The following is a 24830-nucleotide window of genomic DNA, read 5'->3' as shown; positions in this document are numbered from 1 at the left end:
GCGCTTCACGGACATTCCCGCAAAACCATCATATTGCCCCGTGTGTCTGCATTGTTTGTGAGGATTAGCTTGCCGATCTTTTGCTGGTTTTCGGGCTTGTACGCCTGGAGAGCAACTCCTCTCCAAGGCTTTGCTCCACCCACGGCAATTGGGACATAAGATCGTTCCAATCGAAGGATGAGCCGGCGCGGCGGGTCAAATTATTATGCCATCTGGTCAACTCCGCGAAGCGCTGATCGTCGGTTATCCTCACCTCATGGTCGCGGTAAACTTTGTTTATCAATCTTCCGAGCGGATTGATCAGATCCACTAAAAGCTGATGTGAGCTATAGTCTGCGCTCGCCGATTGCCCACCTTCGAACATATCTCCATGTCCCGTCACCAGCCATGATATGTTCACGCCAAATTCCCTGTGGTACGCGGAAAGCAGTTCGGCATCGGGCACGCGTTCGCCCCGCTCATAATGCGCCAGCCCGCTTTTGCTGATTGCCAGTCGGTTGGCGAAGACATCCCGGTCATCGATATCGAACGCCGCCCTCACAGCTCGAAGGCGTTTTCCTAGGGCTGTCTTGGGCTCGACTTCTTTCCTGGCCAAATTCCTTTAAATTAAATCACAAATGGAGTTTACAAAAATCCAAATGTAATTTAATCCTCTCTGTGTTCGCATGTCATCCATTGGGAGCGCGTCTGCCAGGACGCACTTGTTTTAATAGGTTATTTAGCACTGTGTTAAAGGCATCAGCAAGATAGAGAGCACGCTTCGTTCCATTGCATAGAATCAAATATCTCGCCGTTGAATGCTTGATGATCGTTCGCGGTCTTCAAGACGATTCGATTGTGAAGCGGTGATGACAATTTCTGGAGACATAGATCTCTAAAAAAGGCGGTCACGATGCGCGTTGAAAGGTCAGGGTTGCTACGCAAAGTATTCAGTTCGGCGGCTAAGGGCCTTGCTATGTTCGTTTTGTGCCCATTTATTTTGTTGTTCGCGATTGTCGTGATGGCGATTGTCGTGATTTCCCCTGCGATAAAGCCAAGGGAAGAAAGACACCGCTGATCGGAATTTCTTCCACGCCAAATGTATTTGGCAGCCAACGGCGTACCATCATGGAAAGAAAATGGAGAATATTGCAAAAAATATCATACTTTATTTTAGGTGCAGGTTTTTATTATTGGTTTTAATCGTCTCCATTTTTATGTGGGGGCTTATCATTCTTGGCATCCGACTGATTATATCGAAGCTGTAACTGCATGAATTCACGGATTTAACATCGCAATGGGATGTTGCCTCCGTGCAGCCTCGAGTCTGCGTCGGAAAAAACGCCACATGCGTCAATTTTAAGTTGTTTTTACCGTCGGAGGCTGAAGATGATCGTTGTCGTTGATTTTCCAAGGAATCTTAATCATCTACCCGTTTCCAAGGCGGGAAGACGTCAGCGAGGATGAACGACGGTATTGCTTTATAAAACTATTATATTTGTGGAGTAGAGATGCAATTTGGGAAACGTGAGCTATTAAGTCTGCCTTCTAGAGTGCAGCCCACAAAAATGCACATTTTATTCCCATTTTCCTAACTTGCTGATATATATTAAAAATATGTAAAGCTTCATGGCGTGGGCAAGTTTTTCCTCGCGGTTTTTTCGCATTTGCGAGAAGATTTGCTTGACGGAAAGTAAATGATTAGCTTAGATGTAACTGTTTCAGGGGACGACTGAAATTGGCTGTAATAGGCCTCGGAAAGTGTTCCGAATATAAGCACTGCCAGACTATATTGGGTTTCATATTCTATTTTTTTCATTACGTATAAACCGCTTCGGGAAACTGGGGCGGTTTTTTACGTGGAGCTAATTTAAGCAATTTAAAATTGAATTAGGAAACTCCTGCGCAAAGACGTTCTTTCATTTTCGAATTTATGGAAAAGATATCGCGCGGAGGGAGCGACGCTGGCTCCGAAGTACACATCAAAATAACTGCTTGATAATGCCGGTTGACGGACATTATCGCCTGCGAGCGAGTTCGGTCGGCCGTCTGTGCGGCTTTATTTAAGAGCGGCCAGGGCGTCCCTGGCAAAGGCGGAGATGGGTTCGGGAAGCTTATCCGGATCGAACCAGCCGATGGCGGAAAGCTTGTCGGGTTCGGTCAGTGCCGGCTCACCCTGCGCATCGTGGGTGACGAAGATCAGCGAAACCCAGTGGTGGCGATCTTCCGGATCGATGAATTCGCTATGGCAGAGGAATTCGACGTTGCCGATCTTGAGCCCGGTTTCTTCTTCGGCCTCGCGGCGTGCCGCGGCGAGGGAAGTTTCAAGGTGATCGACCTTGCCGCCCGGAATGCTCCAGTATCCGGCTTCCGGCGCCTTCAGACGCCGGCATAAAAGCACGCGGCCGTCACGCATGATGGCGAGGCCGACGCCGACACCCGGAAAATCGAGACCTGGCCTGGAGGTCGGCGTCATGCTGTCCATTCCCGCGGTCAGGCCTTGGCGTTGGCCACGATCAGCATGAAAGCGGGGATGTCGTCGCCGAAGCCAACCGGTGTCGGGCCATCGTCATGGTCGCGATAATGGCGGCGGCGGTCGCGGTTGTCGTCATTGGCGTGCAGCGGATTGCGGCTGTTGCGGTCGGAATTGCGCGGGGTCTTTTCCTGCTTGCGTTCTGCTTTCACCTTGTCGTCTCCATGAGCCGCGATGTCCGTGTCCGCAGCGGATTGTGCACCCTGATTGATGTTTTCGACCGGCGCTGCGTCGCGACGGTTGCGGTCGCGGCCCCTGCCGCCCCGTTCCTTGCCCCGGCGGCCGGAATTGCTTTCAAAGCTTTCCATGGGCGCGGGAAGGGTGGAGAGGTCACCGTTCTGCCACTCGATCTTTTCGCCGATCAGCTTTTCGATCGCGTCGAGATACTTCGTGTCGCTCCTGGTGACGATGGTGAAGGCCTTGCCCGAGCGGCCGGCACGACCGGTACGGCCGATGCGGTGGACATAGTCTTCCGAATGAATGGGAATATCGAAGTTGAAGACGTGGCTGACATCGGGGATGTCCAGGCCGCGTGCGGCAACGTCGGAGGCGACGAGCAGCTTCAGATTGCCGTCCTTGAAGTTCTGCAGCATCGTGGTGCGCGAACGCTGGTCCATGTCGCCATGCAGCGCGCCGACGGAAAAACCGTGACGGTCGAGCGAACGGAAGAGGTCGGCCACATCCTTCTTGCGGTTGCAGAAGATGATGGCGTTCTTCAGTTCGGCTTCTTCGGCGCGGACGAGATCGCGCAGCACGGCGCGCTTTTCATAGTCCTTGTTGTGCGCGGCAACGATGCGCTGGGCAACGGTCTTTGCCGTGGAGGAGGGCTTGGCGACCTCGACACGGACGGGGTTCTGCAGGAACCGGTCGGCCAGTTTCTGGATTTCCGGCGGCATGGTGGCCGAGAAGAACAGCGTCTGCCGGGTAAACGGGATCATCTTGGCGATGCGCTCGATATCGGGAATGAAGCCCATATCCAGCATACGGTCGGCTTCGTCGATGACGAGGATTTCCACGCCGGTCATCAAAAGCTTGCCGCGCTCGCAATGGTCGAGAAGGCGGCCGGGGGTGCAGATCAGCACATCGGCGCCGCGCTCAAGCTTGCGGTCCTGGTCTTCGAAGGAAACGCCGCCGATCAGGAGCGCGACGTTCAGCTTGTGATTCTTGCCGTATTTCTCGAAGTTCTCCGCTACCTGCGCTGCCAGCTCACGGGTCGGCTCAAGGATCAGCGTGCGCGGCATTCTGGCGCGGGCGCGGCCCTTCTCGAGCAGGGTGAGCATCGGCAGAACGAAGGACGCGGTTTTGCCCGTGCCGGTCTGTGCGATACCGCAGATATCACGCTTTTCCAGCGCCGGCGGAATGGCGCCAGCCTGAATGGGTGTCGGCGTCGTGTAGCCGGCATCTGCAATAGCGGAAAGAACTTTTTGGCTCAGGCCAAGATCAGAGAATGTTGTCAAAGGAAGAACTTTTTCCGTTCTGGTTCGGTAAGAACACCTGCGTGCCGCGACGGCACTTGCAAAGACTTGGCGCGGGGATATGCCCAAATTGCCGGAAAGTCAAGGAAACAACGGGAAAAGCGCGCGAAACAGCGGGGTTCGGGCGGGGCATCTTGGCCTTTGGTGCAGATTTCAGCGATTTATCGTAAAAAGCGCAAAAAAAGCATTAAAATCGGGCTGCTATTTTAAATAGGTTTTGAGTTCCGTTCCGGCGATCAGGAACCGCATCGGATCGACTGGCGTATCGTTGCGGCGCACCTCGTAATGCACATGCGGACCGGTGGAGCGGCCGGTGCTGCCGGCGCGGCCGATGACGTCGCCGGCCTCGACCCTGTCGCCGGCTTTCACCAGAATCGCGGAGAGATGGCCGAATCGCGTCGAGACGCCCTGGCCGTGATCGATTTCTACCATATTGCCGTAGCCGCCGGAATTTTCCGCGACCGTCACCTTGCCCGCGCCGGTGGATTTGACGTCAGCACCGGTTTCAGCACGAAAATCGATGCCGGTATGCAGGGCCGGGCGGCCGAGAAACGGATCCATCCGGTTGCCGAATCGGCTGGTGATCGCCCGGCCAGGGGCCGGGTTGCCGAAGGGCAGGGTGGTCGCGGTTTCCTTGACGATGTCGAGCCGGTTCAACGCATTGTCGAGATTGGTGAGCGACAGGTTGAAAGGATCGGTGTCACCGCGCTCGGGGTCGGCATAGGGGCCGCCTATGTCATCGTTGCCGTTCTCTTCGATTTTCAGGCCTGCCTGCCGGATGATGTCCTGCATCGCATTCGCCTTGTCCTCGGCGTCGCTGGTCAGTCTGGCGATGCGCGATATCTGCTGGCGTTCGATATCCTTCAGCGACAGTGTCACCTTGGAAAACACCCGGTCGGCCCGGTCGGACGGCGTTTCGCCGGCTTCGGGTACATAGGCGGCGCGTCTGTCCGGTGTGGCGGGCTTTTCCGCCTGCGGCTTGCGTGGCGTCATCAGCTTTTCGATGGCTGAAAGGCCGCCGGAGAGGTCAGCGCGTTTTTCCGGCGCCATGGCGTTCGAAAGAGAAGAGGGCGCGGCCGGGGAGGCGGCGATGCCGGAATTTTCGGCGCGCTCCAGCAATTCGCTCATTCGGCCGTGCCGCGAGGTCAGCGCCGCCTGCTGTTCCAGCAGCTTTTCCACTTTCTTTTCAACGACCTGTTGATCGAGCAATTGCCGGGAGGTGACACGGTCCACCTGAGCTCTCAGCGCTGCAATGCGGTCTTCATAGTCGTTCTGCATGCGGGTCTGGCGGGCCATGGTCGCGCCGATCAGGTCGTCACGCAAAATGAGATAGCCTGTGGCTCCGAGATAACCGAGCGAGAAAAGGCCGATCGTGCAGCCGGCAAGCGCCGCCATCCACGGACGGATGGTCATGTGCCGCACCCTGTCGCCGCGCGCGAGAATGAGCACGTGAGGCTCACGCTTTTTGCCGAATACCCGGTTTTCCGCCGTATCAGTCACAATCTCTCTCCGGACTGGCCGATTTCTTAAGGGAAATCATAATTCGTTAAGGTTAACGAAGTTTTGCCGGAGAGGCTTTTTGGCGGTGTCGGCTATTGGCTGACGGATGTGAGCGAGCGGTAAAAGGAAGGCGTCAGGCCGGCCTCGGCGCGGGCGATGTCGTTGAAGGGCGGTTTCAAAGGTCCGCGGAAATTGGCGCGCACCAGCTGCCTGAAGGTTGCGGCCGGGTCCTTCTTTTCACGGGCGCACAGGAACCGGAACCATTTCGCGCCGATGGCGACATGGCCCTTTTCGTCATTATAGATGACATCGAGAACGGCGGCGCTTTCGAGATCGCCCGTCTCACGCATCTTCGCCTGCAGGGAAGGGGTGACGTCCAGTCCGCGCGCTTCCAGGATGAGCGGGACGACGGCGAGCCGTGCGGTGAGATCGTTGCGGGTGGAATGCGCGGCCTGCCAGAGCCCGTCATGGGCCGGCAGATCGCCATAGTCGGCGCCGAGGCTTCTCAGCCTGTCCCGCACCAGCCGGAAATGTTTCGCCTCCTCGAAGGCGACCTGCATCCAGCCGTCGAAAAAGGAATGCGGCACAGGCTCGCTGGCATAACGGGCGACGATATCGAGCGCGAGATCGACGGCGTTGAGTTCGATATGGGCTATGGCGTGCAGCAGCGCGATGCGGCCCCTGACGCTGTGAAGGGAGCGGCGTTCCACGGCGGTTGGCGGCACGAGTTCCGGTTTCTCGGGCCTGCCCGGCCGCTCAGGCAGCGGCGGGTCGAGAGGCGAGCGCAGCGACAAGCGGCGCTCGAACCAGCGTGTCGCCGTTTCCTGCGCGAGTGCGGTCTTTCTGTCGAGATCGGCGCTCACGATGGCATCCGTCGCGCCGCCTCGCAGCGAGATGATTTTGAACGGGGGCGTCACGACGGGTTGGTCCCTCAGAGCTTCTTCACAGCCTCGAGAACGGCCTGGGCATGGCCCGCGACCTTCACCTTGTTCCAGATTTCCGCGATTTTTCCATCCGGGGCAACGAGGACGGTCGTGCGTTCGACACCCATGTATTTTTTGCCATACATGCTTTTTTCCTTCCAGACGCCATAGGCTTCCAGAACCTTCCTCTCCTCGTCGGAAGCGAGCATGACGGAAAGCGAATGTTTTGCCGCAAACTTGTCGTGGCTTTTAACGCTGTCGGGCGAAATGCCGATGACGACGGCGTTGGCTGCCTCGAATTCGCCGGCCAGCGCGCTGAAGTCGATGGCTTCTGCGGTGCAGCCGGAAGTATCGTCCTTCGGGTAGAAATAGAGGATGACGGCCTTGCCTTGCAGTTTGGACAATGTCACCGTCCCTTCACCGTTGCGGGGCAAAGTAAAATCGGGAGCCGGGCCGCCAATCGTCAAGTCTGTCATAATCTACCTTTCTTTCGCCGGGATGTTGAGGAAAAGTCGCCACATTCGATATATAGCGAAACCGCGCGTCGTCCAGATCACTATTTAGATTTCAGGTCGAACGATCTTAAATCTCAATCGTTATCCGGGCTAAAGAATTAAAGCGGGATTCCGGACGAAAACCGCTTACACTTTTCGCCATCCCGCTTCGGTGTTGCGGCGAAACAAAGCTATTCAAGGGCAAACACGGGCGTATGGCTGAAGTCAGGGGTGAAAAGGTCAAGTTCGGCAGACGCGATATCATTGCGCTGCACGATCTTCCTTCGGCGCAGGCCGAAGATCCCATCATCGTGCATTGCCCGGCGCCGCGCTCCATGGTGCGCGCCTTCATCAAGATTTTCGCAGCGCTTTTCGTGCTGGCCTTCCTGTCCATTGGCGGCATCATTCTTTCCGTCGAGACAGGATCGATCGACGCGACGCTTTCCAGCCAGGCGCAGCAGGCGCTGGAAAGGGCGCTCGGCCCCCATTACAGCGCGCGGATCGGTTCTTCGGCGATCAGGTTTTCCACCGGGCTGCGCCTTGCGCTGGTGGCGGAGGACGTGGATATCATCGAGAAGGAATCCGGCCAGCATATGAGCCGGGCGCGGGCAATCGGCATGGCGCTCGATCCGCTTGCGCTTCTGACCGGCCGTGTCTCGGTGGAGAGCCTCGAGGCCGACGGGATGGAGCTCGATACGGCGCTTTTGCCCAAGGGTAACGGGTTCGATCTCGCCAGCGTCAAGCTCGACGCCGTGCCGCAGCAATTGCAGGAGGCCTTCGGGCAGCTCGACAAGCTCGCTCAGGCTTTTCTGAGCAGCGGAACCGAGGAAATCGATATTTCCAGCGTTTCGATTCACCTGCCACCCGGAGAGTTGGGCAAGCCGCGCACCGTCGAAGTGCGTGAACTGTCGCTGACGCCCGATCAGCAGGGCGGATATTCGCTCGATGGAGAAACGCTATTCAACGGTGAAATTGCCAGCGTGTCGCTGCAGACTTCGGGATCGGGCGGCCGGATAGACGGTTTTGAAGCCCGCATCGACGGTTTCGATATCGGCCCGTTTCTTGAGAAATACGATCCCGACGGAAATCTCCATGAAGGCCTGAACGTCAAGACGGGTATCAATATTGTCGCTCGGCGCGCCGTGGAAGGGCAGGAGCCACAGCTGGAGATTGCGCTCGGCCTCGGCAATGGAACGCTGATGATCGGCGGCGAGTCCCAGACCTTTACGGCTGGCAACGTCCACGCGCGTTATGACTTTGCCAAAAGCACCCTTGTCATCGACAATTCGCGGCTGGAGCTTGGGCGGACAATTCTTCCGGTCGCCGGTGAAATCAGCGATACGGAAGAAGGTTTCGGCCTTTCGCTGCGGATCGATAACGCCGTTGCTTCGTCCGAAGCTTCGGGCGAGGCCCCGGTTCCTTTCAGCCTGAAGGCGGACGGGCATTTTACGGCGGCGACGAAGCAGCTCGACGTTCCCTCGCTTTATGTGACTGGCCCGCTCGGAGACATGGCGGGATCGCTGAAAATCCGGTTCGGCCAGGGGTCGCCGGAAATCAGTTTCGGCGGGCAGATTCCGAAGATGGAGGCCACGGCGGTCAAGCAGCTCTGGCCGTTCTGGATGGCGCACAAGCCGCGCGACTGGGTGGTCTCCAATCTCTACGGCGGCACCGTCACCAATGGTTCAATCGCGATCTTCATACCGCAGGGGCGGATGTGCGGCCCCGGCTGCCCGCTGGTGCTCGGCGAAAGCGAAATGCAGATCCGTTTCGATATAGACGATACGCGTCTCAATACCACCGGCGACATCCCGCCGTTGCGCGATGTCGACGCGCATTTCGATCTCGTGGGCGGCAAGATGGCCGTCGATATCAAGCGGGGAACATCCTATTTCCCGTCGAACCGGTCGCTTGCGCTGGAAAACAGCCGTTTTCTCATTTCCGCTGTTTACGACAAGCCGCTGCTCGGAAATCTCGAACTGAACGTTTCGGGCTCGGCCGATGCCGTGGCCGAGCTTGCGGCGCTCAAACCCATCAATGCGCTCAAGAATACGCAGTTCAAGCCGGAGGATTTCACCGGCGATGTCAAAGCCCATGCTAACCTGACCGTTGGCCTGCTTTCCAGCCATAACCCGCCTCCGCCGGTGTGGACGGCCGATCTCGATCTGAAGAACCTGTCGCTGACCAAGCCCTTTGCGGGCCACAAGGTGACTGCGCTCGACGGTTTCATGACGCTGGACGACCGACAGCTCAAACTGGAGGGCAGAGGCCGCGTGGACGACGTGCCGATGGACATCGTGATGACGGAGCCGGTGAGTAAGAACAGCGATATCGCGCCGACGCTGTCGCTGAAGGCAAGCCTGAACGAAACGCAGGTTGCCAAGCTCGCTCCGGAACTTTCCACGGTCCTCGGCGGCACGACGGCGATTGAAATCGACGGCGCCGACCCGAAACGCCAGGATATCCGGCTCGATCTGACCAAGGCGTCGATCATTCTGCCGGGGCTTGGCTGGAGCAAGGGCATCGGCATTCCCGCCAGCGCCGCCTTCACCATGGAAATGGGAGACGGGCGCACGACGATCAGCGACTTTTCGCTCGACGGTGACGGCTTCGGCGCTGCCGGCGATATCGCCTTCAGCAAGAACGGGCTGATTTCAGCCGATCTCAGCCGCGTGCAGCTTTCGCCCTCCGATAATTACGCCGTTTCGGTCGCCGCTTCGAAGAACGGCTATATCATCAATGCATCGGGGAAATCCGCCGATGTCAGGCCTTTCCTCTCGAAGCTTCGCAGCTCTTCCGGCAGCGGCGACGGGACGTCGCGTTCGCAGCCATCCCTTGCCATCAAGACGCAATTCGACAAGGTCTACGGGTTCAACGATGAAATCCTTGCCAATGTCAGTTCAGATGTCAGCGTGCGGGATGGCAAGGTTCGTTCCATCGATTTCCGTGGCGTCACCGGCAATGGCCAGGCGGTGGTGGCGCAGACTGTCAATCGCGGGGCGACGGGAACCGTGACGCTGACCAGCAGCGATGCGGGTTCGCTTGCCCGTTTCGCCAATATCTACAGCCGCATTCGTGGCGGCCTTCTCAATCTTGCGCTGACGACCTCCAATGGCAGCGACTGGAGCGGATCGCTCGACCTGCGCAATTTTGCCGTCGTCAACGAAGCCAAGCTGCAGGACATCGTCGCCACGCCGACGGGTGAGGACGGCAGGAGCCTCAACAATGCGGTGCGCCGCAATATCGATGTCAGCTCGGAAAAATTCCAGCGCGGTTTTGCCCGGGTCGTTTACGTCAACGGTTCGGTGGCGGTGGAAAACGGCGTCGTGCGCGGCGAGCAGATCGGTGCGACTTTCCAGGGGCTTTTGAAGGACCAGAGCGGCCGTATGGACATGACCGGCACCTTCATGCCTGCCTACGGCCTGAACCGGCTGTTCGGCGAGCTACCCTTCATCGGCATCTTCCTCGGCAATGGCCGCGACCGGGGCTTGCTCGGCATCACTTTCAAGCTCTCCGGCCAGACGGACCAGCCGAAGCTGACGATCAATCCGCTTTCGCTGATTGCGCCGGGCGTTTTCCGGCAGATTTTCGAGTTTCAGTGAATGGAGCGTCGCAAAGCTTGGCGCACGCGGCCGTTTGGCGAGAACGAGTGCACCCGCACTCCGTCACCCCGGACCTGATCCGGGGTCCAGTGCGATCAAGTCCTTGATCGCGCGAGAGCCCTTTCACGGCGCAGACGCGCCGTGGCTGGATGCCGGATCTAGCCCGGCATGACGGAAGTGGGGGTATCGGCGCATCGAGGACCGCTTTCGCAGTCCTCGACACGATGTTTTTGTAAGTCTTACGCCGGGCGAACCAGAACGTGCTTCTTCTTGCCGACCGACAGCTTGATGACGCCGTCGCCGGTGATTTCACCGGAACCGACCGTCTGGCGCTCATCCGAAACGCCAATGTCGTTGATCTTTACCGCACCGCCCTGAACGTGGCGGCGGGCCTCGCCGTTCGAGCCGGCGAGGCCGGCGCGGACGATGAGCGACAGGACGCCGAGGCCGGCTTCGAGTTCAGATGCCGGAACCTCGATGGAGGGCAGGTTTTCGGCGAGCGCACCTTCTTCGAAGGTCTTGCGCGCCGTTTCGGCCGCTTCTTCCGCCGCCGCGCGGCCGTGCAGGATGGCGGTCACTTCGGTCGCGAGGATTTTCTTCGCCTCGTTGATCTCCGATCCGCCAAGGGCGGCGATACGGGCGATCTCATCCATCGGCAGCGTGGTGAAGAGTTTCGCAAAGCGAACGACGTCCGCATCTTCCGTGTTGCGCCAGTATTGCCAGAAATCATAGACCGGCAGCAGGTCCTTGTTCAGCCACACGGCGCCGGAAGCCGACTTGCCCATTTTCGCACCGGAGGAGGTGGTCAGAAGCGGCGAGGTCAGCGCGTAGAGCTGCGGTGTCCCCATGCGGTGACCGAGATCGATGCCGTTGATGATGTTGCCCCACTGGTCGGAACCGCCCATCTGCAGGCGGCAGCCGGTGCGCTGGTTCAGCTCCACGAAATCGTAGGCCTGCAGGATCATGTAGTTGAATTCGAGGAAGGACAGGGACTGTTCGCGGTCGAGGCGCGTTTTGACGCTGTCGAAGGACAGCATGCGGTTGACCGAGAAATGGCGGCCGACATCGCGCAGGAATTCGAGGTAGTTGAGGCCGCGCAGCCAGTCGGCATTGTTGATCATCAGCGCCGGATTATTGGCCCGGTCGTAATCGAGGTAATTGGCGAAGACATGCTTGAGCGAGGTGATGTTGTCCTCGATCATGTCGATCGTCATGAGCTTGCGGGCTTCTTCCTTGAAGGAGGGATCGCCGACCATGCCGGTGCCGCCGCCCATCAGCGAGATTGGCTGGTGGCCGGTCTTCTGCATCCAGTGCAGCATCATGATCTGGGTGAGGTGGCCGACATGCAAACTCGAAGCCGTCGGGTCATAGCCGATATAGGCGGTCACGGTTTCCTTGGCGAACAGTTCGTCGAGACCTGCCTCATCGGAGATCTGGTGAATGAAGCCGCGCTCATCGAGCGTGCGGAGGAAATCGGACTTGAACCTGGACATAACCTTTTACTTTCTGGTTGGATCTTTGCGGCCATCGAAAACCAATGACCGTCGCGGCTTTATCATTGTTTTTTGAAATGTGCACCCGTTTCGGCCATGAATGTCGGGATTCACTCCATGATGATTCGTGATTGCAGGGGAGCGGCAGGTGGGCGAGGTCAAAACGGCAATCGGGCTGATGAGCGGCACATCGATGGACGGCATCGATATTGCCCTTTTGCGCACGGATGGCGAAAGCGTGGTGCGGCATGGGCCGAGTGGGTATTTCCCTTATGATCCGGGCCTGCGCGCCATCTGGCAGAAGGCATTGGTCACCGCCAAAGCCATTCGTGAACGACGCGAACGTCCCGGCGACCTAGTGGAGGCCGAGCGCAAGCTGACGCTTGCCCATGCGGCGGCGGTCAAATCCTTCCTCCATCGTCACCGCCTCCAGCCCGGCGATATCGATGTGATCGGCTTTCACGGTCAGACGGTGCTGCACCGCCCGGACGAGGCGCTGACCGTGCAAATCGGCGACGGCGCGCTTCTGGCCTCCGAGACCGGCATCGATGTGGTCTACGACATGCGGGCAAACGACATGGTCCATGGCGGGCAGGGCGCGCCGCTGATCCCGGCCTATCACATGGCGCTTTCCGCCAATCTGCCCGATGGGTTCGAAACGCCGGCCGTCTTCGTCAATATCGGCGGCATTTCCAATCTCACCTATATCGGTGAGGCGGGGCGGCTTGCCGCTTTCGACAGCGGGCCGGGCAATATGCTGATCGACCAGTGGATCGAGGCGCATACGGGCAAGGCTTTCGACAAGGGCGGCAAGACGGCGGCGGGCGGCAGCGTCGTCGCGTCGCTGGTGGCGCGTTATATGGAAAGCCCGTTTTTTTCAGCCAATATCCGTCGGTCGCTGGACCGCAGCGATTTTGCGCCTCCGCAAAAGGGTGAGGTTTCGCTGGCGGATGGTGCGCGGACGCTGGCTCATCTGACAGGGGCTGCCATTCTGAAGTCGGCGAGCTATCTGCCGGAGGCTGCGAAAACCTATGTGGTGTGTGGCGGCGGGCGGCTCAATCCGGTGATCATGGCGGAGTTTGCAGACCTTGCCGCAAAGTCCGGAGCGCGGGTGATTGCGGCGGAAGAGGCGGGGTTCGATGGTGGGGCGATGGAGGCGGAGGCCTGGGCCTATCTGGCCGTGCGCTCGCTGAAGGGGCTGCCGCTGACCTATCCCGGGACGACGGGGGTGAAGGAGCCGGTGACGGGTGGGGTATTGGTGCGGGGGTAGTTGAGGACGGCGGGCTTGGCTTACCCCCCTCTGCCCTGCCGGGCATCTCCCCCTCAAGGGGGAGATCGAATCGTGGCGACCTTCTGGTCATTTTCGACGTAAAACTTGGGCGAGGAGCAGGCGTCTAGCTGATCTCCCCCCTTGAGGGGGAGATGCCCGGCAGGGCAGAGGGGGGTAAGCCACACCCACCATCGATCATTGTCTTTAGATCAAAACCTACCCTGCCAATGCTCGGCCAATCACCGAATGCGCTTGGCCGCCGGTTCCGGCACCAGTTCGCCATTGAGGCGGCGGTCGAGATAGTCCTCGCATTCGCCCATCAGGTCGTCCACCTTGCCGTTGAAGAAGTGGTTGGCGCCGGGAACAGTGCGGTGGGTGATGAGGATGCCCTTCTGGGTCTTCAGCTTCTCCACCAGGCCGTTCACATCCTTCTCAGGCGCGACCTTGTCGCTATCGCCGTTGATGATGAGGCCCGACGACGGGCAGGGGGCGAGGAAGGAGAAGTCGTAGGTATTCGGCTGCGGCGCAATCGACATGAAACCTTCGATTTCCGGGCGGCGCATCAGGAGCTGCATGCCGATCCAGGCGCCGAAGGAGTAACCCGCGACCCAGCAGCTTTTCGAATCGGGATGCAGGCTCTGCACCCAGTCGAGCGCGGAAGCGGCATCGGAAAGCTCGCCGGCGCCATGGTCGAATTCGCCCTGGCTGCGGCCGATGGAGCGGAAATTGAACCGGAGCGTCGTGAAGCCGCGCTTCTGGAAAAGATAAAAGAGCTGATAGACGATCTGGTTGTTCATCGTGCCGCCAAACTGCGGGTGCGGATGAAGGATGATCGCGATCGGCGCGCTCTTTTCCTTGGAGGGTTGATAACGGCCTTCGAGGCGACCCGCAGGGCCGTTAAAGATGACTTCGGGCATTGGTACTCCGGTCGTGTTTTTTCATTCTCCAACCGCATTCTTCCGATGAGAAGACTTGACGAACTGTGTCATCTTTTCTAGAACGCAGTTTAGAATAATTCGAAACTTTGCGTGTGCTAAAGCACTCGGGTGGTGTCATAAGGCAAGCGCAACTGTAATTTCAAGAAAAATGCGTTTTGGCGCATTGAAGATTGGATGAAGCCTCATCGTTATGACGGTTTTGATGCGGACATATATGGACTGGAACGCGACGGCGCCGCTTTTGCCCGCCGTGCGCGATGTTCTCGTCTCCGCGCTCGATCTTGCCGGCAATCCTTCTTCCGTGCACCGGGAAGGGCGTGCCGCCCGCGCCGCCGTAGAGGGCGCCCGCCGCGAGGTTGCGGCACTTGTTGGCGCCGAGGCTGCCCATGTCACCTTTACCAGCGGCGCGACGGAAGCCGCCAATCTGGTGCTGACACCGGATTTCAGGATGGGGCGCGCTCCAGTGCGCTATGGCCATCTTTATGTTTCAGCCATCGAGCATCCTGCCTTTCGCGAAGGCGGCCGGTTCGGCAAGGCTGACGTTACGGAAATTCCCGTTACGTCAGCGGGCGTCATCGATCTTGCGGCACTTCAGACGCTGCTGTCTTCGCACGATGCTTCCGCCGGCCTGCCGATGGTTGCCTGCATGCTGGTAAACAATGAGACCGGCATCCTCCAGCCGGTGGCGGAAGCGGCGCGGCTGGTGCATGCGGCGGGTGGATTGATGGTCATCGATGCCGTGCAGGCGGCAGGCAGGGTTCCGCTCGATATCAACGCTCTCGATGCCGATTTCCTTGTTGTCTCGTCCCACAAAGTCGGTGGCCCCAAGGGGGCTGGCGCTCTCATCTCGCGCGGCGAGGTGATGATGCCGAAGCCGCTCATCCATGGCGGCGGGCAGGAAAAGGGGCATCGTTCCGGTACGGAAAATACCCTGTCGGTTATCGGTTTTGGCGCCGCTGCCGCTGTTGCTGCCAAGAATCTCGAGGTTGAAGCGGCGCGTCTTACCGCTCTGCGGGCGCGACTGGAAGACGGCATGCGGGCGAGCGCGCCTGACGTGATCATCCACGGCGAGGACGTTGCCCGCGTCGGCAATACCACATTTTTCACCCTGCCGGGCCTGAAGGCGGAAACGGGGCAGATCGCCTTCGATATCGAAGGTATTGCGCTGTCGGCCGGTTCGGCCTGCTCATCCGGCAAGGTGGGGGAAAGCCATGTGCTGACGGCTATGGGGCGCGATCCCAAGCTCGGCGCGCTCCGGATTTCCCTTGGCCATGCGACGGACGAGGCGGACATCGAACGGACGCTTGCGGCGTTTGCGAAAATTGCCGGGCGGCGCAGGCTTTCCGGTCAAGCCGCTTAAAATGCGGCAAAGAATTGCGGAATAGCAATTTTCCGCTTGCCGGGATGTGTGAAAAGCGCCATCCCGCACTTACATGGGTATAAGCTCCGCCCCGCTTAACGGCGCGGTGACATTGCCCGAAGATGGATAAGGCGGCTTTCCGCCTTGATACGTTGACAAGCCACCGGACCTTGGCTCCGGCGAGATTGGAGAACGACATGGCAGCGGTTCAGGAAACGATCGATCAGGTCCGCCAGATCGATGTGGACCAGTATAAATACGGCTTCGAAACCAATATCGAAGTCGACAAGGCCCCGAAGGGCCTTTCGGAAGAGGTGATCCGTTTCATCTCGGCCAAGAAGCAGGAGCCGGAATGGATGCTGGAATGGCGTCTTGAGGCTTACAAGCGCTGGCTGACGATGGAAGAGCCGACCTGGGCGCGCGTCAGCTACCCCAAGATCGACTTCAACGATCTCTATTATTATGCCGCGCCGAAGACCGCGCCCGGCCCGAAGTCGCTCGATGAAGTCGACCCGGAGCTTTTGAAGGTCTATGAGAAGCTCGGTATTCCGCTGAAAGAACAGGAAATCCTCGCCGGCGTCGAAAAGCGCCAGGTCGCCGTGGATGCCGTGTTCGACAGCGTCTCGGTCGTCACCACCTTCAAGGCGGAACTGGCGAAAGCCGGCGTGATTTTCATGTCGATTTCGGAAGCCGTGCGCGAGCATCCGGAACTGGTGAAGAAGTATCTGGGTTCTGTCGTTCCGACGACGGACAATTTCTACGCGACGCTGAACTCGGCCGTCTTCACGGACGGTTCCTTCGTCTTCGTGCCGAAGGGCGTGCGGTGCCCGATGGAGCTTTCCACCTATTTCCGCATTAACGAGAAGAACACCGGCCAGTTCGAGCGCACGCTGATCATCGCCGAAGAGGGTGCCTACGTCTCCTATCTGGAAGGCTGCACGGCACCGCAGCGCGACGAGAACCAGCTTCACGCCGCCGTTGTTGAACTCGTGGCTCTCGACGATGCCGAAATCAAATATTCCACCGTCCAGAACTGGTATCCGGGCGACAAGGAAGGCAAGGGCGGCATCTACAACTTCGTGACCAAGCGCGGCGATTGCCGGGGCAACCGCTCGAAGATTTCGTGGACACAGGTGGAAACCGGCTCGGCCATCACCTGGAAATACCCGTCCTGCATTCTGCGCGGTGACGACAGCCGCGGCGAGTTCTATTCGATCGCGGTTTCCAATGGCCATCAGCAGATCGACTCTGGCACCAAGATGATCCATCTCGGCAAGAACACGTCGAGCCGCATCATCGCCAAGGGCATCGCCGCCGGTTTCTCGGAAAACGTCTATCGCGGCCAGGTGTCGGCCCACCGCAAGGCGACCAACACGCGCAACTTCACGCAGTGCGACTCGCTTCTGATCGGCGACAAGTGCGGCGCGCATACCGTGCCCTATATCGAGGCGAAGAATTCCTCCGCTCACTTCGAGCACGAGGCGACGACGTCGAAGATTTCCGAAGACCAGCTGTTCTATTGCCTGCAGCGTGGCATTCCCGAAGAAGCGGCCATCGCGCTCATCGTCAACGGCTTCGTCAAGGAAGTCATTCAGGAACTGCCGATGGAATTTGCCGTGGAAGCGCAGAAGCTGATCGGCATTTCGCTGGAAGGAAGCGTGGGCTGATGGAGACATCCCGACTCGGCGGCTCCGCGCTTCTCCTATTGCTTTGCATGTTCGTATCGATGTGCGGAGTTTTTATGGGAGTTGGTGGGCTGCTGGCGGGGTGGGCATTCGCCAAGCCTCTTCTGATAGGCAGCGGTCTCGCGTTGGCAGCGATATTCTGGCTGGCCGATACACTGAGACCAGAGATATTTGAACGTTTCTCTTCCAGAAAGAGAAAACAAGATCGAGAGAATTGAATATGCTTGAAATCATCGACCTGCACGCAAAGATCGCCGATACCGAAACCGAGATCATCAAGGGTCTCAACCTGAAGGTTGCCGCTGGTGAAGTTGCCGCCATCATGGGGCCGAACGGTTCCGGCAAGTCGACGCTGTCCTACATCCTGTCGGGCCGCGAAGATTATGAAGTCACCTCCGGTGACATTCTCTATAACGGCGAAAGCATTCTGGAACTGGATGCCGCCGAGCGCGCCGCCAAGGGCATTTTCCTTGCTTTCCAGTATCCGGTCGAAATTCCTGGTGTCGCCACCATGCAGTTTCTGAAGGTTGCGATGAATGAGCAGCGCAAGGCGCGCGGCGAGTCCGAGCTGACGACGCCGGACTTCATCCGCCGCGTCAAGGAAGCGGCCGGCGATCTGAAGATCGACATGGAGATGCTGAAGCGTCCGCTGAACGTCGGCTTCTCCGGCGGTGAGAAGAAGCGCGCCGAAATCCTGCAGATGGCGCTCTTGGAGCCGAAGCTCTGCGTTCTCGACGAAACCGATAGCGGCCTCGACATCGACGCCCTGAAGATCGTGGCTGACGGCGTCAACGCGCTGAAGTCGCCGGATCGCGCGACCGTCGTCATCACGCACTATCAGCGTCTGCTCGATTATATCGTGCCTGACAGCGTGCACGTTCTCTACAAGGGCAAGATCATCCGCTCGGGTGACAAGGCTCTTGCGCTGGAGCTGGAAAACAATGGTTACGCCGACATCATCGGTGAAGCGGCCTAAGTCAAAGGCCAGGAGGTGATGTCCATGAACATTCAAGCTACCAACCGGCTGACGCCAGCGGAAACCGCGCTGGTCGACGCTTACACCGCCAAGTTCAGCGAATTGCCGGGCGACGGCGCTGTTGTTGCCGCCCGTGACGTGCTGTTCGACGATCTGAAGACCGGCGGTCTTCCGACGCGACGCATCGAGGCGTGGCACTATACCGATCTGAAAAGCCTGCTGCGCGCCGTTCCGGAAGACCGGCCCGCGCCCGTTATCGAGAAGCAGGCGCCGACGGTTGCCGGTTCTCTGGTTGCCTATGTGCAGCATGGCGCGGCCGATATCGGCAAGATCGAGGACGTCCGTGTTTCGCGCTTTGCAGAAAGCCTGCTCGACGGTTCCGCTGCCGCCGGCCTCGCTGAAGCCAGCAAGGATGACGCGATTGGCCGCATCAATGGCAGCTTCGTGCGCGATGGTCTGGTGCTCGAGATTCCGGCCGATGCCGATATCGAGAAGCCGATCGAATTGCAGGCGATCCATGGCGCAGGCCAAGTTCACAGCCGCTTCCCGGTCCGTTTCGGCAAGGGTTCCAAGGCAACCGTCATCGAGCGTCACCTTTCGGTGACTGCGGACGCGGCCTTTGTTTCCTCCGTCAGCGACATCGTCGTTGAGGATGGCGCGGAAGTGACCTGGATCATCCTGCAGCAACAGGGTGCAGCCGATATCCATCTTGGCCAGCTGCGCATGAAAATCGGCGCGGACGCCAAGATTCGCCTGTTCATTGTCAATGCCGGCGGCAAGCTGGTGCGGCAGGAACTGCGCATCAATGTGGAAGGCGAGGGCACTGACCTCATCGTTCGCGGCGTCAACCTTCTGGGTGGTGAAACCCATACCGATGTGACGATGGTTCTCGGCCACAACGTGCCGAACACGACCTCGACGGAAGTGTTCCGCAACGTGGTGTTCGACCGTGCAAAGGGCATTTTCCAGGGCATGATCCGGGTGGCACCCGATGCGCAGAAGACCGACGCAAAGATGGCCTGCAATACGCTGCTGATGTCTGACGATGGCGAGTTCTCGGCAAAGCCGGAACTGGAAATCTTCGCAGATGACGTTCAGTGCGGCCATGGTGCGACGGTTGCCGATATCAGCGACAACCATCTCTACTACCTGATGGCACGCGGCGTTCCGCGGGCGAAGGCACGGGCGATGCTCGTCAACGCCTTCGTCGCCGAGATCGTCGAGGAACTGGAAGAAGAAAATCTGGTAGAGGCGCTGGAGACGATCATCTCCGGCTGGCTGGAACATCATGCCTGAGAGCGAACGCGCCGCGTTGGCGGCCCCTTATGACATTGAAGCCGTGCGGAAGGATTTTCCGATCCTGTCGCGCGAGGTCTATGGCAAGCCGCTGGTCTATCTCGACAACGGCGCGTCCGCTCAAAAACCGCAGGTGGTGATCGACGCCGTTTCGCATGCCTATGCCAATGAGTATGCGAATGTGCATCGCGGCCTGCATTTCCTCTCCAATGCCGCAACCGACGCCTATGAGGCGGCGCGCGAAAAGGTGCGCCGGTTCCTCAATGCCGGTTCGGTGGATGAGATTGTCTTCACCAAATCCTCGACAGAAGCGATCAATACGGTCGCTTACGGTTATGGCATGCCGAAGATCGGCGAGGGCGACGAGATCGTCATCTCGATCATGGAGCACCACTCCAATATCGTGCCGTGGCATTTCATCCGCGAACGGCAGGGCGCCAAGCTCGTATGGGTGCCTGTGGATGATGACGGCGCGTTTCATATCGAGGCTTTCGAAAAGAGCCTGACGGAGCGCACCAAGCTCGTTGCCATCACCCATATGTCGAATGCGCTCGGCACCATCGTGCCGGTCAAGGAAATTTGCCGCATTGCGCATGAGCGCGGCATTCCGGTGTTGGTCGACGGTTCGCAGGGTGCGGTTCACATGCCGGTCGATGTGCGCGATATCGATTGCGACTGGTATGTGATGACCGGCCACAAGCTTTACGGTCCCTCGGGCATCGGCGTGCTCTATGGCAAGGCCGACCGGCTGCGCGAGATGCGGCCGTTCCAGGGCGGCGGGGAGATGATCCTCGACGTTACCGAAGACAATGTCACCTATAACGAGCCGCCGCACCGTTTCGAAGCCGGCACGCCACCCATCGTGCAGGCGATCGGTCTCGGTTACGCGCTTGATTACATGGACAATCTCGGCCGCGCCGCGATTGCAGCACACGAGGCCGATCTTGCCGCTTACGCCGCCGAGCGTCTGCGCGAGATCAATTCGCTGCGCATCATCGGCAATGCGCCTGACAAGGGTGGCATCTTCTCCTTCGAACTTGAGGGCATCCATGCCCATGATGTCTCGATGGTGATCGACCGGCGCGGCGTTGCGGTACGTGCGGGCACCCATTGCGCCATGCCGCTCTTGAAACGCTTCGGCGTCACCTCCACATGCCGGGCATCGTTCGGCCTTTACAATACCCGTGCCGAAGTAGACTCTCTTGTCGAGGCGCTGGAATATGCGCGCAAATTTTTCGCCTGATATCGCAGCTTGAAATCAGGATTGAGGTTTAAGACCATGACTGCCGATGCCACTGCAAAGACCCAGGATGCGACCGAAGCTCAGGAAAAGGTTTCGACCATTCCGCCGGACGAGCTTGCACGCCTCAGCGACGACGTGATTGCGGCGCTGAAGACCGTCTACGACCCGGAAATTCCAGCCGATATCTTCGAACTCGGTCTCGTTTACAAGATCGATATCGAAGACGACCGGATGGTCAAGATTGTCATGACGCTGACGGCCCCCGGCTGCCCGGTGGCCGGTGAAATGCCGGGCTGGGTGGAAAATGCCGTGGGCGCCGTCGAGGGTGTTTCCGGTGTCGTGGTCGAAATGACCTTCGATCCGCCATGGACGCCGGACCGCATGTCGGAAGAAGCACAGGTCGCTGTCGGCTGGTACTGACGTGATTTTGACGGGTGTCATCTCTTGATGACACTCTCAGGCGCTATTAGATTGAAATCCATAAGCATCGAGCCTTGAACTCGGTTGTCGAAGGAGAATGGGCCCATGGGCTTTGCGATCATGACCATGACCGGGGCTGCCGCCTCGCGCGTTAAAGCAATCGTCGAGAATTCCGGACCGGATGCCAGGGGCGTGCGCGTCGGCATCAAGAAGGGCGGCTGCGCGGGCATGGAATATACCATCGACCTCGTGACCGAGCCGGACGCGAAGGACGATCTGGTGGAATTCGAAGGCGCGAAGGTCTGGGTTCAGCCTTCCGCCGTGCTTTATCTGCTCGGTACGCAGATGGATTTCGAAGTGACCAAGATGCGCTCCGGTTTCACTTTCAATAATCCGAACCAGACATCCGCCTGCGGCTGCGGTGAATCGGTTGAGCTGAAGCCCGCCGATCTGGCGGCGCTGGCGAAGCAGCGTGAGGCAGAGGCCAACGTTTGATTGGCCGCACTGCATTTCCGATCAGCGGGAAGATTGCTGTTTCAGCGTATCGATAAAATCAGCCAGCGGATGAATCGATGGTGTTATCGTCAACAGCGGCTCGAGAGCTGCCGCGATCATTGCGCAATCCTCCTTGGCAAGCGGCCGAAGGCTCGAAGTGATCTTGTTGTAGTCGGGCGTTCCGCGTGACGCGAGGGAGCGATTGATCACAAACAGCTCCGTCTGTCCGTCAATCCGTTCGACGAAGAGGGCGAGCGAGCCGCCGTCTGCGGCAGCGGCGCTATCCGATACCGATTTGAACATCCAAACTCCATCCGGTAAACTTGAGGCGAGCCTATCCGATTGACGCCCTGACGCAAGGTCAGCGAGGATATCGGATATTCCGCGAGGTTTGGCGGGAGAGGCGGAACCGCCTGCCGCCCATGCTGGAAGGCGTTTCGGACCGCCGACGGGATTGATCGTGGGGAGTGAACCGGAATGGACATCAGTAGCGCCTCGATTGATATCTGGACGATAGGGCTGATCGTCGCCAGCGTCGTGGCTGGCCTGACGCTGATTGCCGGTATTGTTTGCCTTGCGTTTTACTGGGAGGAGATAAAGGGATCTGCGGCATCCAAGGGTGACGCGTTGAACAGCCCACCGCTCGAACGGACCGAGGGTGGAGACTGGCCGACAGCGCATGGTGACGGGAGTGGGGGAGCGCATCATTGAACAGGCAGACGATTTGATGAGGTCGCAACCCGATAATATTGCGAATGCGAAAGCCGCGGTGCGAGAGGCATTCGCGGGTGTTACGCTGGGTGGGGGCGTCGGCCTCTCCGAGGCACAGGCGCTTGACGATTATGCGAACAATGAGGTTCGCGCCGCATGTCGTGCTGGCGATGAGAAGAATGATTGGTCCGCTATCCCGCTGAAGGACCTCAACAGACATTCCGGCAGCCCCGCCTTCCTTGATGCTGAAGGAATGCGATTTCATTTGCCCGCCTATATGATCGCCGACCTCGATGGCGACTACAGGCACGAATTCGCACCCTATTTGCGCGGATGTCAGGAGAGGTTTTCCTTACTGACCCATTTGCAACGGAATGCCGTGGAAATGTATCTCCGCGCCATCAGTGAGAAGGAAAACCTGCCGTCCTATCAGGACGACATAGAGCGCGCGCTCGGAGAGTGGGTGGATAGTGCACGCTGCCCGGTGAGCGACTGAAGCGGATCGGCCGGCTTTCATTCATGCCGCAAGGCTTCTATCGGGCTCAGGCTCGCCGCCCGTCGTGCCGGGAAATAGCCGAAAATCACCCCGATGGCCGCCGAAAAGGCGAAGGCGAGGAAGATGATCGACGGGCTGGTGACGAAGGGCACGTTGAGATAACCGACGACGGCATAAGCAAGGCCGAGGCCGGTGAGGATGCCGACAAGGCCGCCGAAGGCCGACAGCATGACGGCTTCCACCAGAAACTGCGTCAGCACCTGTTTTTCCAGTGCGCCGATGGCAAGGCGAATGCCGATCTCGCGGGTGCGTTCCGTCACCGAAACCAGCATGATATTCATGATGCCGATGCCGCCGACCAGAAGGCTGACGGCGGCGACCGCGCCTAAAAGCCCGGTCAGCAGCGTCGTCGTGCCGGTCATGGCCGAGGCGATCTGCGTCATGTCGTTGACGGTGAAATCATCCTCGCGGCCGATGCCGATGCGGCGGCGCTCGCGCAGCAGGTTTTGCAGGTCGCTCTGCACCTTGGCGGTCGAAACGCCATCCTGCGCAGAGACCATGATCGAGGAAATGGTGGTGGTGCCGCCGATGCGCCGCTGGTGGATTTTCAGCGGCATTATGATCGTGTCGTCCTGATCGTCGCCGAGGCCGGACTGGCCTTTCCTGCCCAGCACACCGATGACGGGGCAGGAGATGTTGCTGACGCGGATCGTCTGCCCCACCGGGTTTTCCGCACCGAACAGTTCCTGCCGCACCGTCTCGCCGATGATGCAGCCGATCTGGCCGCCGCGATCTTCGGCGGGCTGGAAATCGCGACCCAATGCGATCGTCCAGTCTTGCGCGATCAGATAATCATTTGTTGTGCCGATAACACTTGTCTGGTGGTTCTTGCCGCCGAAAATAACGGTTGCCGCAGAGCTGCGGTTTTGCGGAGCGACAGCGCGGATGCCTGATATCTGGTTGCGGATGGCCTCGACATCGCGGTCATCGAAGCGCTTGGCTTCGGTGCTGGCGCGGCCAGGGCCAAACTGGCCGGGGCGCACGAACAGCATGTTGGTGCCGAGCCGCGACAGTTCCGATTTCACCTGCTCGGTCGTACCGTTGCCGATTGTGACCATGGCGATGACGGCGGCCACACCAATGACGACGCCGAGCACGGTGAGGAAGGAACGGAGAAGGTTGCGGCTGATGGCGCGCAGCGCAAGACGCGATGTTTCAAAGAACATCCAATGTCTCCTTATGATCTGCGGCGCTATCGGAGGCGAGGTGGCCGTCCACAAAACGCAGCAGACGCCCGGCATAAGCGGCAATATCCTCCTCATGGGTGACCATCACGACCGTGATGCCCTTGTCGCGGTTGAGCGAGGTTATCAGTTCCATGATCTCGATGCTGGTCTTCGTATCGAGGTTTCCGGTCGGCTCGTCGGCCAGAAGCAGGGCGGGGCGGGTGACGATGGCGCGAGCAATCGCCACACGCTGCTGCTGGCCGCCGGAAAGCTCCTGCGTGGTGTGGTCCTCGCGGCCTTTCAGGCCCACCTGCGCCAGCGCCTCCATGGCGCGCGCGCGCCGCTCCGAGGCCTTCATGCCGCGATAGATCAGCGGCAGCTCGACATTCTCCACCGCCGAGGTGCGCGAGAGAAGGTTGAAGCCCTGAAACACGAAACCCAGCATGTGCCGGCGCAGCAGCGTCAGATGCCCATTATCGAAGCCGCTGGTCGGCACGCCCTGAAACAGGTATTCGCCTGATGTCGGCACATCCAGACAGCCGATGATATTCATCGAGGTGGATTTGCCGGAGCCGGACGGCCCCATGATGGCGACGAATTCCTTCTCATGAATGGAGAGGCTGACGCCATCGAGCGCGCGGATGGTCGCTTCGCCGCGGCCATATTGCTTGACGACATCGCGGAATTCGATAAGCGGCGGCTGTTGCATGGGCTTGTC

The 24830-nt window shown here is 59.1% G+C and carries 22 protein-coding genes; 11 read left to right on the top strand and 11 right to left on the bottom strand.

What is annotated here, in order from left to right; translation table 11 throughout:
- Positions 1–64 precede the first annotated feature (64 nt).
- The 6 genes from AGR7B_RS08830 to AGR7B_RS08805 all read right to left on the bottom strand — a co-directional run bounded on the left by AGR7B_RS08830 (position 65) and on the right by AGR7B_RS08805 (position 6886).
- Entirely contained in the window at positions 65–595 is a 531-nt protein-coding gene (locus tag AGR7B_RS08830; protein WP_080856486.1) for a helix-turn-helix domain-containing protein, read from the bottom strand.
- 1443 nt (positions 596–2038) lie between these two features.
- A complete protein-coding gene (locus tag AGR7B_RS08825) occupies positions 2039–2464 on the bottom strand; it encodes an NUDIX domain-containing protein (RefSeq protein ID WP_065655198.1) in 426 nt (141 codons plus the stop codon).
- Between the two features lie 8 nt (positions 2465–2472).
- Positions 2473–3969, bottom strand: a complete 1497-nt coding sequence (locus AGR7B_RS08820; RefSeq protein WP_003520451.1) for a DEAD/DEAH box helicase — start codon at positions 3967–3969, stop codon at positions 2473–2475.
- A 219-nt stretch (positions 3970–4188) separates the two neighbouring features.
- Positions 4189–5487, bottom strand: a complete 1299-nt coding sequence (locus AGR7B_RS08815; RefSeq protein WP_080856485.1) for a M23 family metallopeptidase — start codon at positions 5485–5487, stop codon at positions 4189–4191.
- 92 nt (positions 5488–5579) lie between these two features.
- On the bottom strand, positions 5580–6404 hold the full coding sequence (locus AGR7B_RS08810) for a ferritin-like domain-containing protein (protein ID WP_065655196.1): 825 nt from the start codon (positions 6402–6404) through the stop codon (positions 5580–5582).
- Positions 6405–6418: 14 nt separating this feature from the next.
- A complete protein-coding gene (locus AGR7B_RS08805; RefSeq protein ID WP_080856484.1) occupies positions 6419–6886 on the bottom strand; it encodes a peroxiredoxin in 468 nt (155 codons plus the stop codon).
- Between the two features lie 233 nt (positions 6887–7119).
- On the opposite strand from AGR7B_RS08805, the gene AGR7B_RS08800 reads away from it, so the two are divergent.
- On the top strand, positions 7120–10503 hold the full coding sequence (locus AGR7B_RS08800; protein WP_080856483.1) for a YhdP family protein: 3384 nt from the start codon (positions 7120–7122) through the stop codon (positions 10501–10503).
- 239 nt (positions 10504–10742) lie between these two features.
- Here AGR7B_RS08800 and tyrS read toward each other — a convergent pair whose 3' ends face one another.
- Positions 10743–11996: a tyrosine--tRNA ligase gene (gene tyrS / locus AGR7B_RS08795; RefSeq protein WP_080856482.1), complete on the bottom strand. Its 1254-nt coding sequence runs from the start codon at positions 11994–11996 to the stop codon at positions 10743–10745.
- A gap of 148 nt (positions 11997–12144) precedes the next feature.
- Here tyrS and AGR7B_RS08790 point away from each other — a divergent pair, with 148 nt between their 5' ends.
- On the top strand, positions 12145–13266 hold the full coding sequence (locus AGR7B_RS08790) for an anhydro-N-acetylmuramic acid kinase (protein ID WP_080856481.1): 1122 nt from the start codon (positions 12145–12147) through the stop codon (positions 13264–13266).
- A gap of 239 nt (positions 13267–13505) precedes the next feature.
- Here the strand turns inward: AGR7B_RS08790 and AGR7B_RS08785 are convergent, their stop codons facing one another.
- Positions 13506–14183, bottom strand: coding sequence for an alpha/beta hydrolase (locus tag AGR7B_RS08785; RefSeq protein ID WP_035263309.1), 678 nt, complete (start codon positions 14181–14183; stop codon positions 13506–13508).
- 211 nt (positions 14184–14394) lie between these two features.
- On the opposite strand from AGR7B_RS08785, the gene AGR7B_RS08780 reads away from it, so the two are divergent.
- The 7 genes from AGR7B_RS08780 to sufA all read left to right on the top strand — a co-directional run bounded on the left by AGR7B_RS08780 (position 14395) and on the right by sufA (position 21679).
- Positions 14395–15564: a cysteine desulfurase family protein gene (locus AGR7B_RS08780; RefSeq protein WP_080856480.1), complete on the top strand. Its 1170-nt coding sequence runs from the start codon at positions 14395–14397 to the stop codon at positions 15562–15564.
- Between the two features lie 197 nt (positions 15565–15761).
- Positions 15762–17231 carry a Fe-S cluster assembly protein SufB gene (gene sufB / locus AGR7B_RS08775; RefSeq protein WP_065655190.1) on the top strand — a complete coding sequence of 490 codons (1470 nt, stop codon included), beginning with the start codon at positions 15762–15764 and terminating at the stop codon, positions 17229–17231.
- A gap of 238 nt (positions 17232–17469) precedes the next feature.
- Entirely contained in the window at positions 17470–18225 is a 756-nt protein-coding gene (sufC, locus tag AGR7B_RS08765; RefSeq protein ID WP_003522658.1) for a Fe-S cluster assembly ATPase SufC, read from the top strand.
- A gap of 24 nt (positions 18226–18249) precedes the next feature.
- A complete protein-coding gene (gene sufD, locus AGR7B_RS08760; protein ID WP_080857037.1) occupies positions 18250–19521 on the top strand; it encodes a Fe-S cluster assembly protein SufD in 1272 nt (423 codons plus the stop codon).
- Positions 19514–20764: a cysteine desulfurase gene (locus tag AGR7B_RS08755; protein WP_059760336.1), complete on the top strand. Its 1251-nt coding sequence runs from the start codon at positions 19514–19516 to the stop codon at positions 20762–20764. Before sufD ends, AGR7B_RS08755 begins: the two co-directional genes overlap by 8 nt.
- A gap of 36 nt (positions 20765–20800) precedes the next feature.
- On the top strand, positions 20801–21184 hold the full coding sequence (locus AGR7B_RS08750; RefSeq protein ID WP_065655187.1) for an SUF system Fe-S cluster assembly protein: 384 nt from the start codon (positions 20801–20803) through the stop codon (positions 21182–21184).
- A gap of 105 nt (positions 21185–21289) precedes the next feature.
- On the top strand, positions 21290–21679 hold the full coding sequence (gene sufA, locus AGR7B_RS08745) for a Fe-S cluster assembly scaffold SufA (RefSeq protein WP_003495415.1): 390 nt from the start codon (positions 21290–21292) through the stop codon (positions 21677–21679).
- Positions 21680–21700: 21 nt separating this feature from the next.
- Here the strand turns inward: sufA and AGR7B_RS08740 are convergent, their stop codons facing one another.
- Positions 21701–21982 carry a hypothetical protein gene (locus AGR7B_RS08740; protein ID WP_080856479.1) on the bottom strand — a complete coding sequence of 94 codons (282 nt, stop codon included), beginning with the start codon at positions 21980–21982 and terminating at the stop codon, positions 21701–21703.
- 174 nt (positions 21983–22156) lie between these two features.
- Here AGR7B_RS08740 and AGR7B_RS08735 point away from each other — a divergent pair, with 174 nt between their 5' ends.
- Positions 22157–22390 carry a hypothetical protein gene (locus AGR7B_RS08735; RefSeq protein WP_080856478.1) on the top strand — a complete coding sequence of 78 codons (234 nt, stop codon included), beginning with the start codon at positions 22157–22159 and terminating at the stop codon, positions 22388–22390.
- A complete protein-coding gene (locus AGR7B_RS08730) occupies positions 22359–22886 on the top strand; it encodes a DUF6714 family protein (RefSeq protein ID WP_080856477.1) in 528 nt (175 codons plus the stop codon). The genes AGR7B_RS08735 and AGR7B_RS08730 overlap by 32 nt, the downstream gene beginning before the upstream one ends.
- Before the next feature lie 17 nt (positions 22887–22903).
- Here the strand turns inward: AGR7B_RS08730 and AGR7B_RS08725 are convergent, their stop codons facing one another.
- Together AGR7B_RS08725 and AGR7B_RS08720 are read right to left on the bottom strand one after the other, a co-directional pair.
- Positions 22904–24112 carry an ABC transporter permease gene (locus tag AGR7B_RS08725; RefSeq protein WP_065655182.1) on the bottom strand — a complete coding sequence of 403 codons (1209 nt, stop codon included), beginning with the start codon at positions 24110–24112 and terminating at the stop codon, positions 22904–22906.
- On the bottom strand, positions 24102–24821 hold the full coding sequence (locus tag AGR7B_RS08720) for an ABC transporter ATP-binding protein (protein ID WP_080856476.1): 720 nt from the start codon (positions 24819–24821) through the stop codon (positions 24102–24104). Before AGR7B_RS08720 ends, AGR7B_RS08725 begins: the two co-directional genes overlap by 11 nt.
- Between the last annotated feature and the right edge of the window lie 9 nt (positions 24822–24830).

Origin of the sequence: Agrobacterium deltaense RV3, assembly GCF_900013505.1 — a bacterium.
Taxonomy (GTDB): Bacteria; Pseudomonadota; Alphaproteobacteria; order Rhizobiales; family Rhizobiaceae; genus Agrobacterium; species Agrobacterium leguminum.
This window is presented reverse-complemented; position numbering and strand designations above follow the sequence as displayed.

Coding starts and splice junctions, on each gene's coding strand:
- sufC (WP_003522658.1), top strand. CDS start 17,470: ATGCTTGAAATCATCGACCTGCACGCAAAGATCGCCGATACCGAAACC.
- AGR7B_RS08800 (WP_080856483.1), top strand. CDS start 7,120: ATGGCTGAAGTCAGGGGTGAAAAGGTCAAGTTCGGCAGACGCGATATC.
- sufB (WP_065655190.1), top strand. CDS start 15,762: ATGGCAGCGGTTCAGGAAACGATCGATCAGGTCCGCCAGATCGATGTG.
- AGR7B_RS08780 (WP_080856480.1), top strand. CDS start 14,395: ATGACGGTTTTGATGCGGACATATATGGACTGGAACGCGACGGCGCCG.
- AGR7B_RS08720 (WP_080856476.1), bottom strand. CDS start 24,821: ATGCAACAGCCGCCGCTTATCGAATTCCGCGATGTCGTCAAGCAATAT.
- sufA (WP_003495415.1), top strand. CDS start 21,290: ATGGGCTTTGCGATCATGACCATGACCGGGGCTGCCGCCTCGCGCGTT.
- AGR7B_RS08735 (WP_080856478.1), top strand. CDS start 22,157: ATGGACATCAGTAGCGCCTCGATTGATATCTGGACGATAGGGCTGATC.
- sufD (WP_080857037.1), top strand. CDS start 18,250: ATGAACATTCAAGCTACCAACCGGCTGACGCCAGCGGAAACCGCGCTG.
- AGR7B_RS08755 (WP_059760336.1), top strand. CDS start 19,514: ATGCCTGAGAGCGAACGCGCCGCGTTGGCGGCCCCTTATGACATTGAA.
- AGR7B_RS08725 (WP_065655182.1), bottom strand. CDS start 24,112: ATGTTCTTTGAAACATCGCGTCTTGCGCTGCGCGCCATCAGCCGCAAC.
- tyrS (WP_080856482.1), bottom strand. CDS start 11,996: ATGTCCAGGTTCAAGTCCGATTTCCTCCGCACGCTCGATGAGCGCGGC.
- AGR7B_RS08825 (WP_065655198.1), bottom strand. CDS start 2,464: ATGGACAGCATGACGCCGACCTCCAGGCCAGGTCTCGATTTTCCGGGT.
- AGR7B_RS08730 (WP_080856477.1), top strand. CDS start 22,359: ATGGTGACGGGAGTGGGGGAGCGCATCATTGAACAGGCAGACGATTTG.
- AGR7B_RS08805 (WP_080856484.1), bottom strand. CDS start 6,886: ATGACAGACTTGACGATTGGCGGCCCGGCTCCCGATTTTACTTTGCCC.
- AGR7B_RS08785 (WP_035263309.1), bottom strand. CDS start 14,183: ATGCCCGAAGTCATCTTTAACGGCCCTGCGGGTCGCCTCGAAGGCCGT.
- AGR7B_RS08750 (WP_065655187.1), top strand. CDS start 20,801: ATGACTGCCGATGCCACTGCAAAGACCCAGGATGCGACCGAAGCTCAG.
- AGR7B_RS08740 (WP_080856479.1), bottom strand. CDS start 21,982: ATGTTCAAATCGGTATCGGATAGCGCCGCTGCCGCAGACGGCGGCTCG.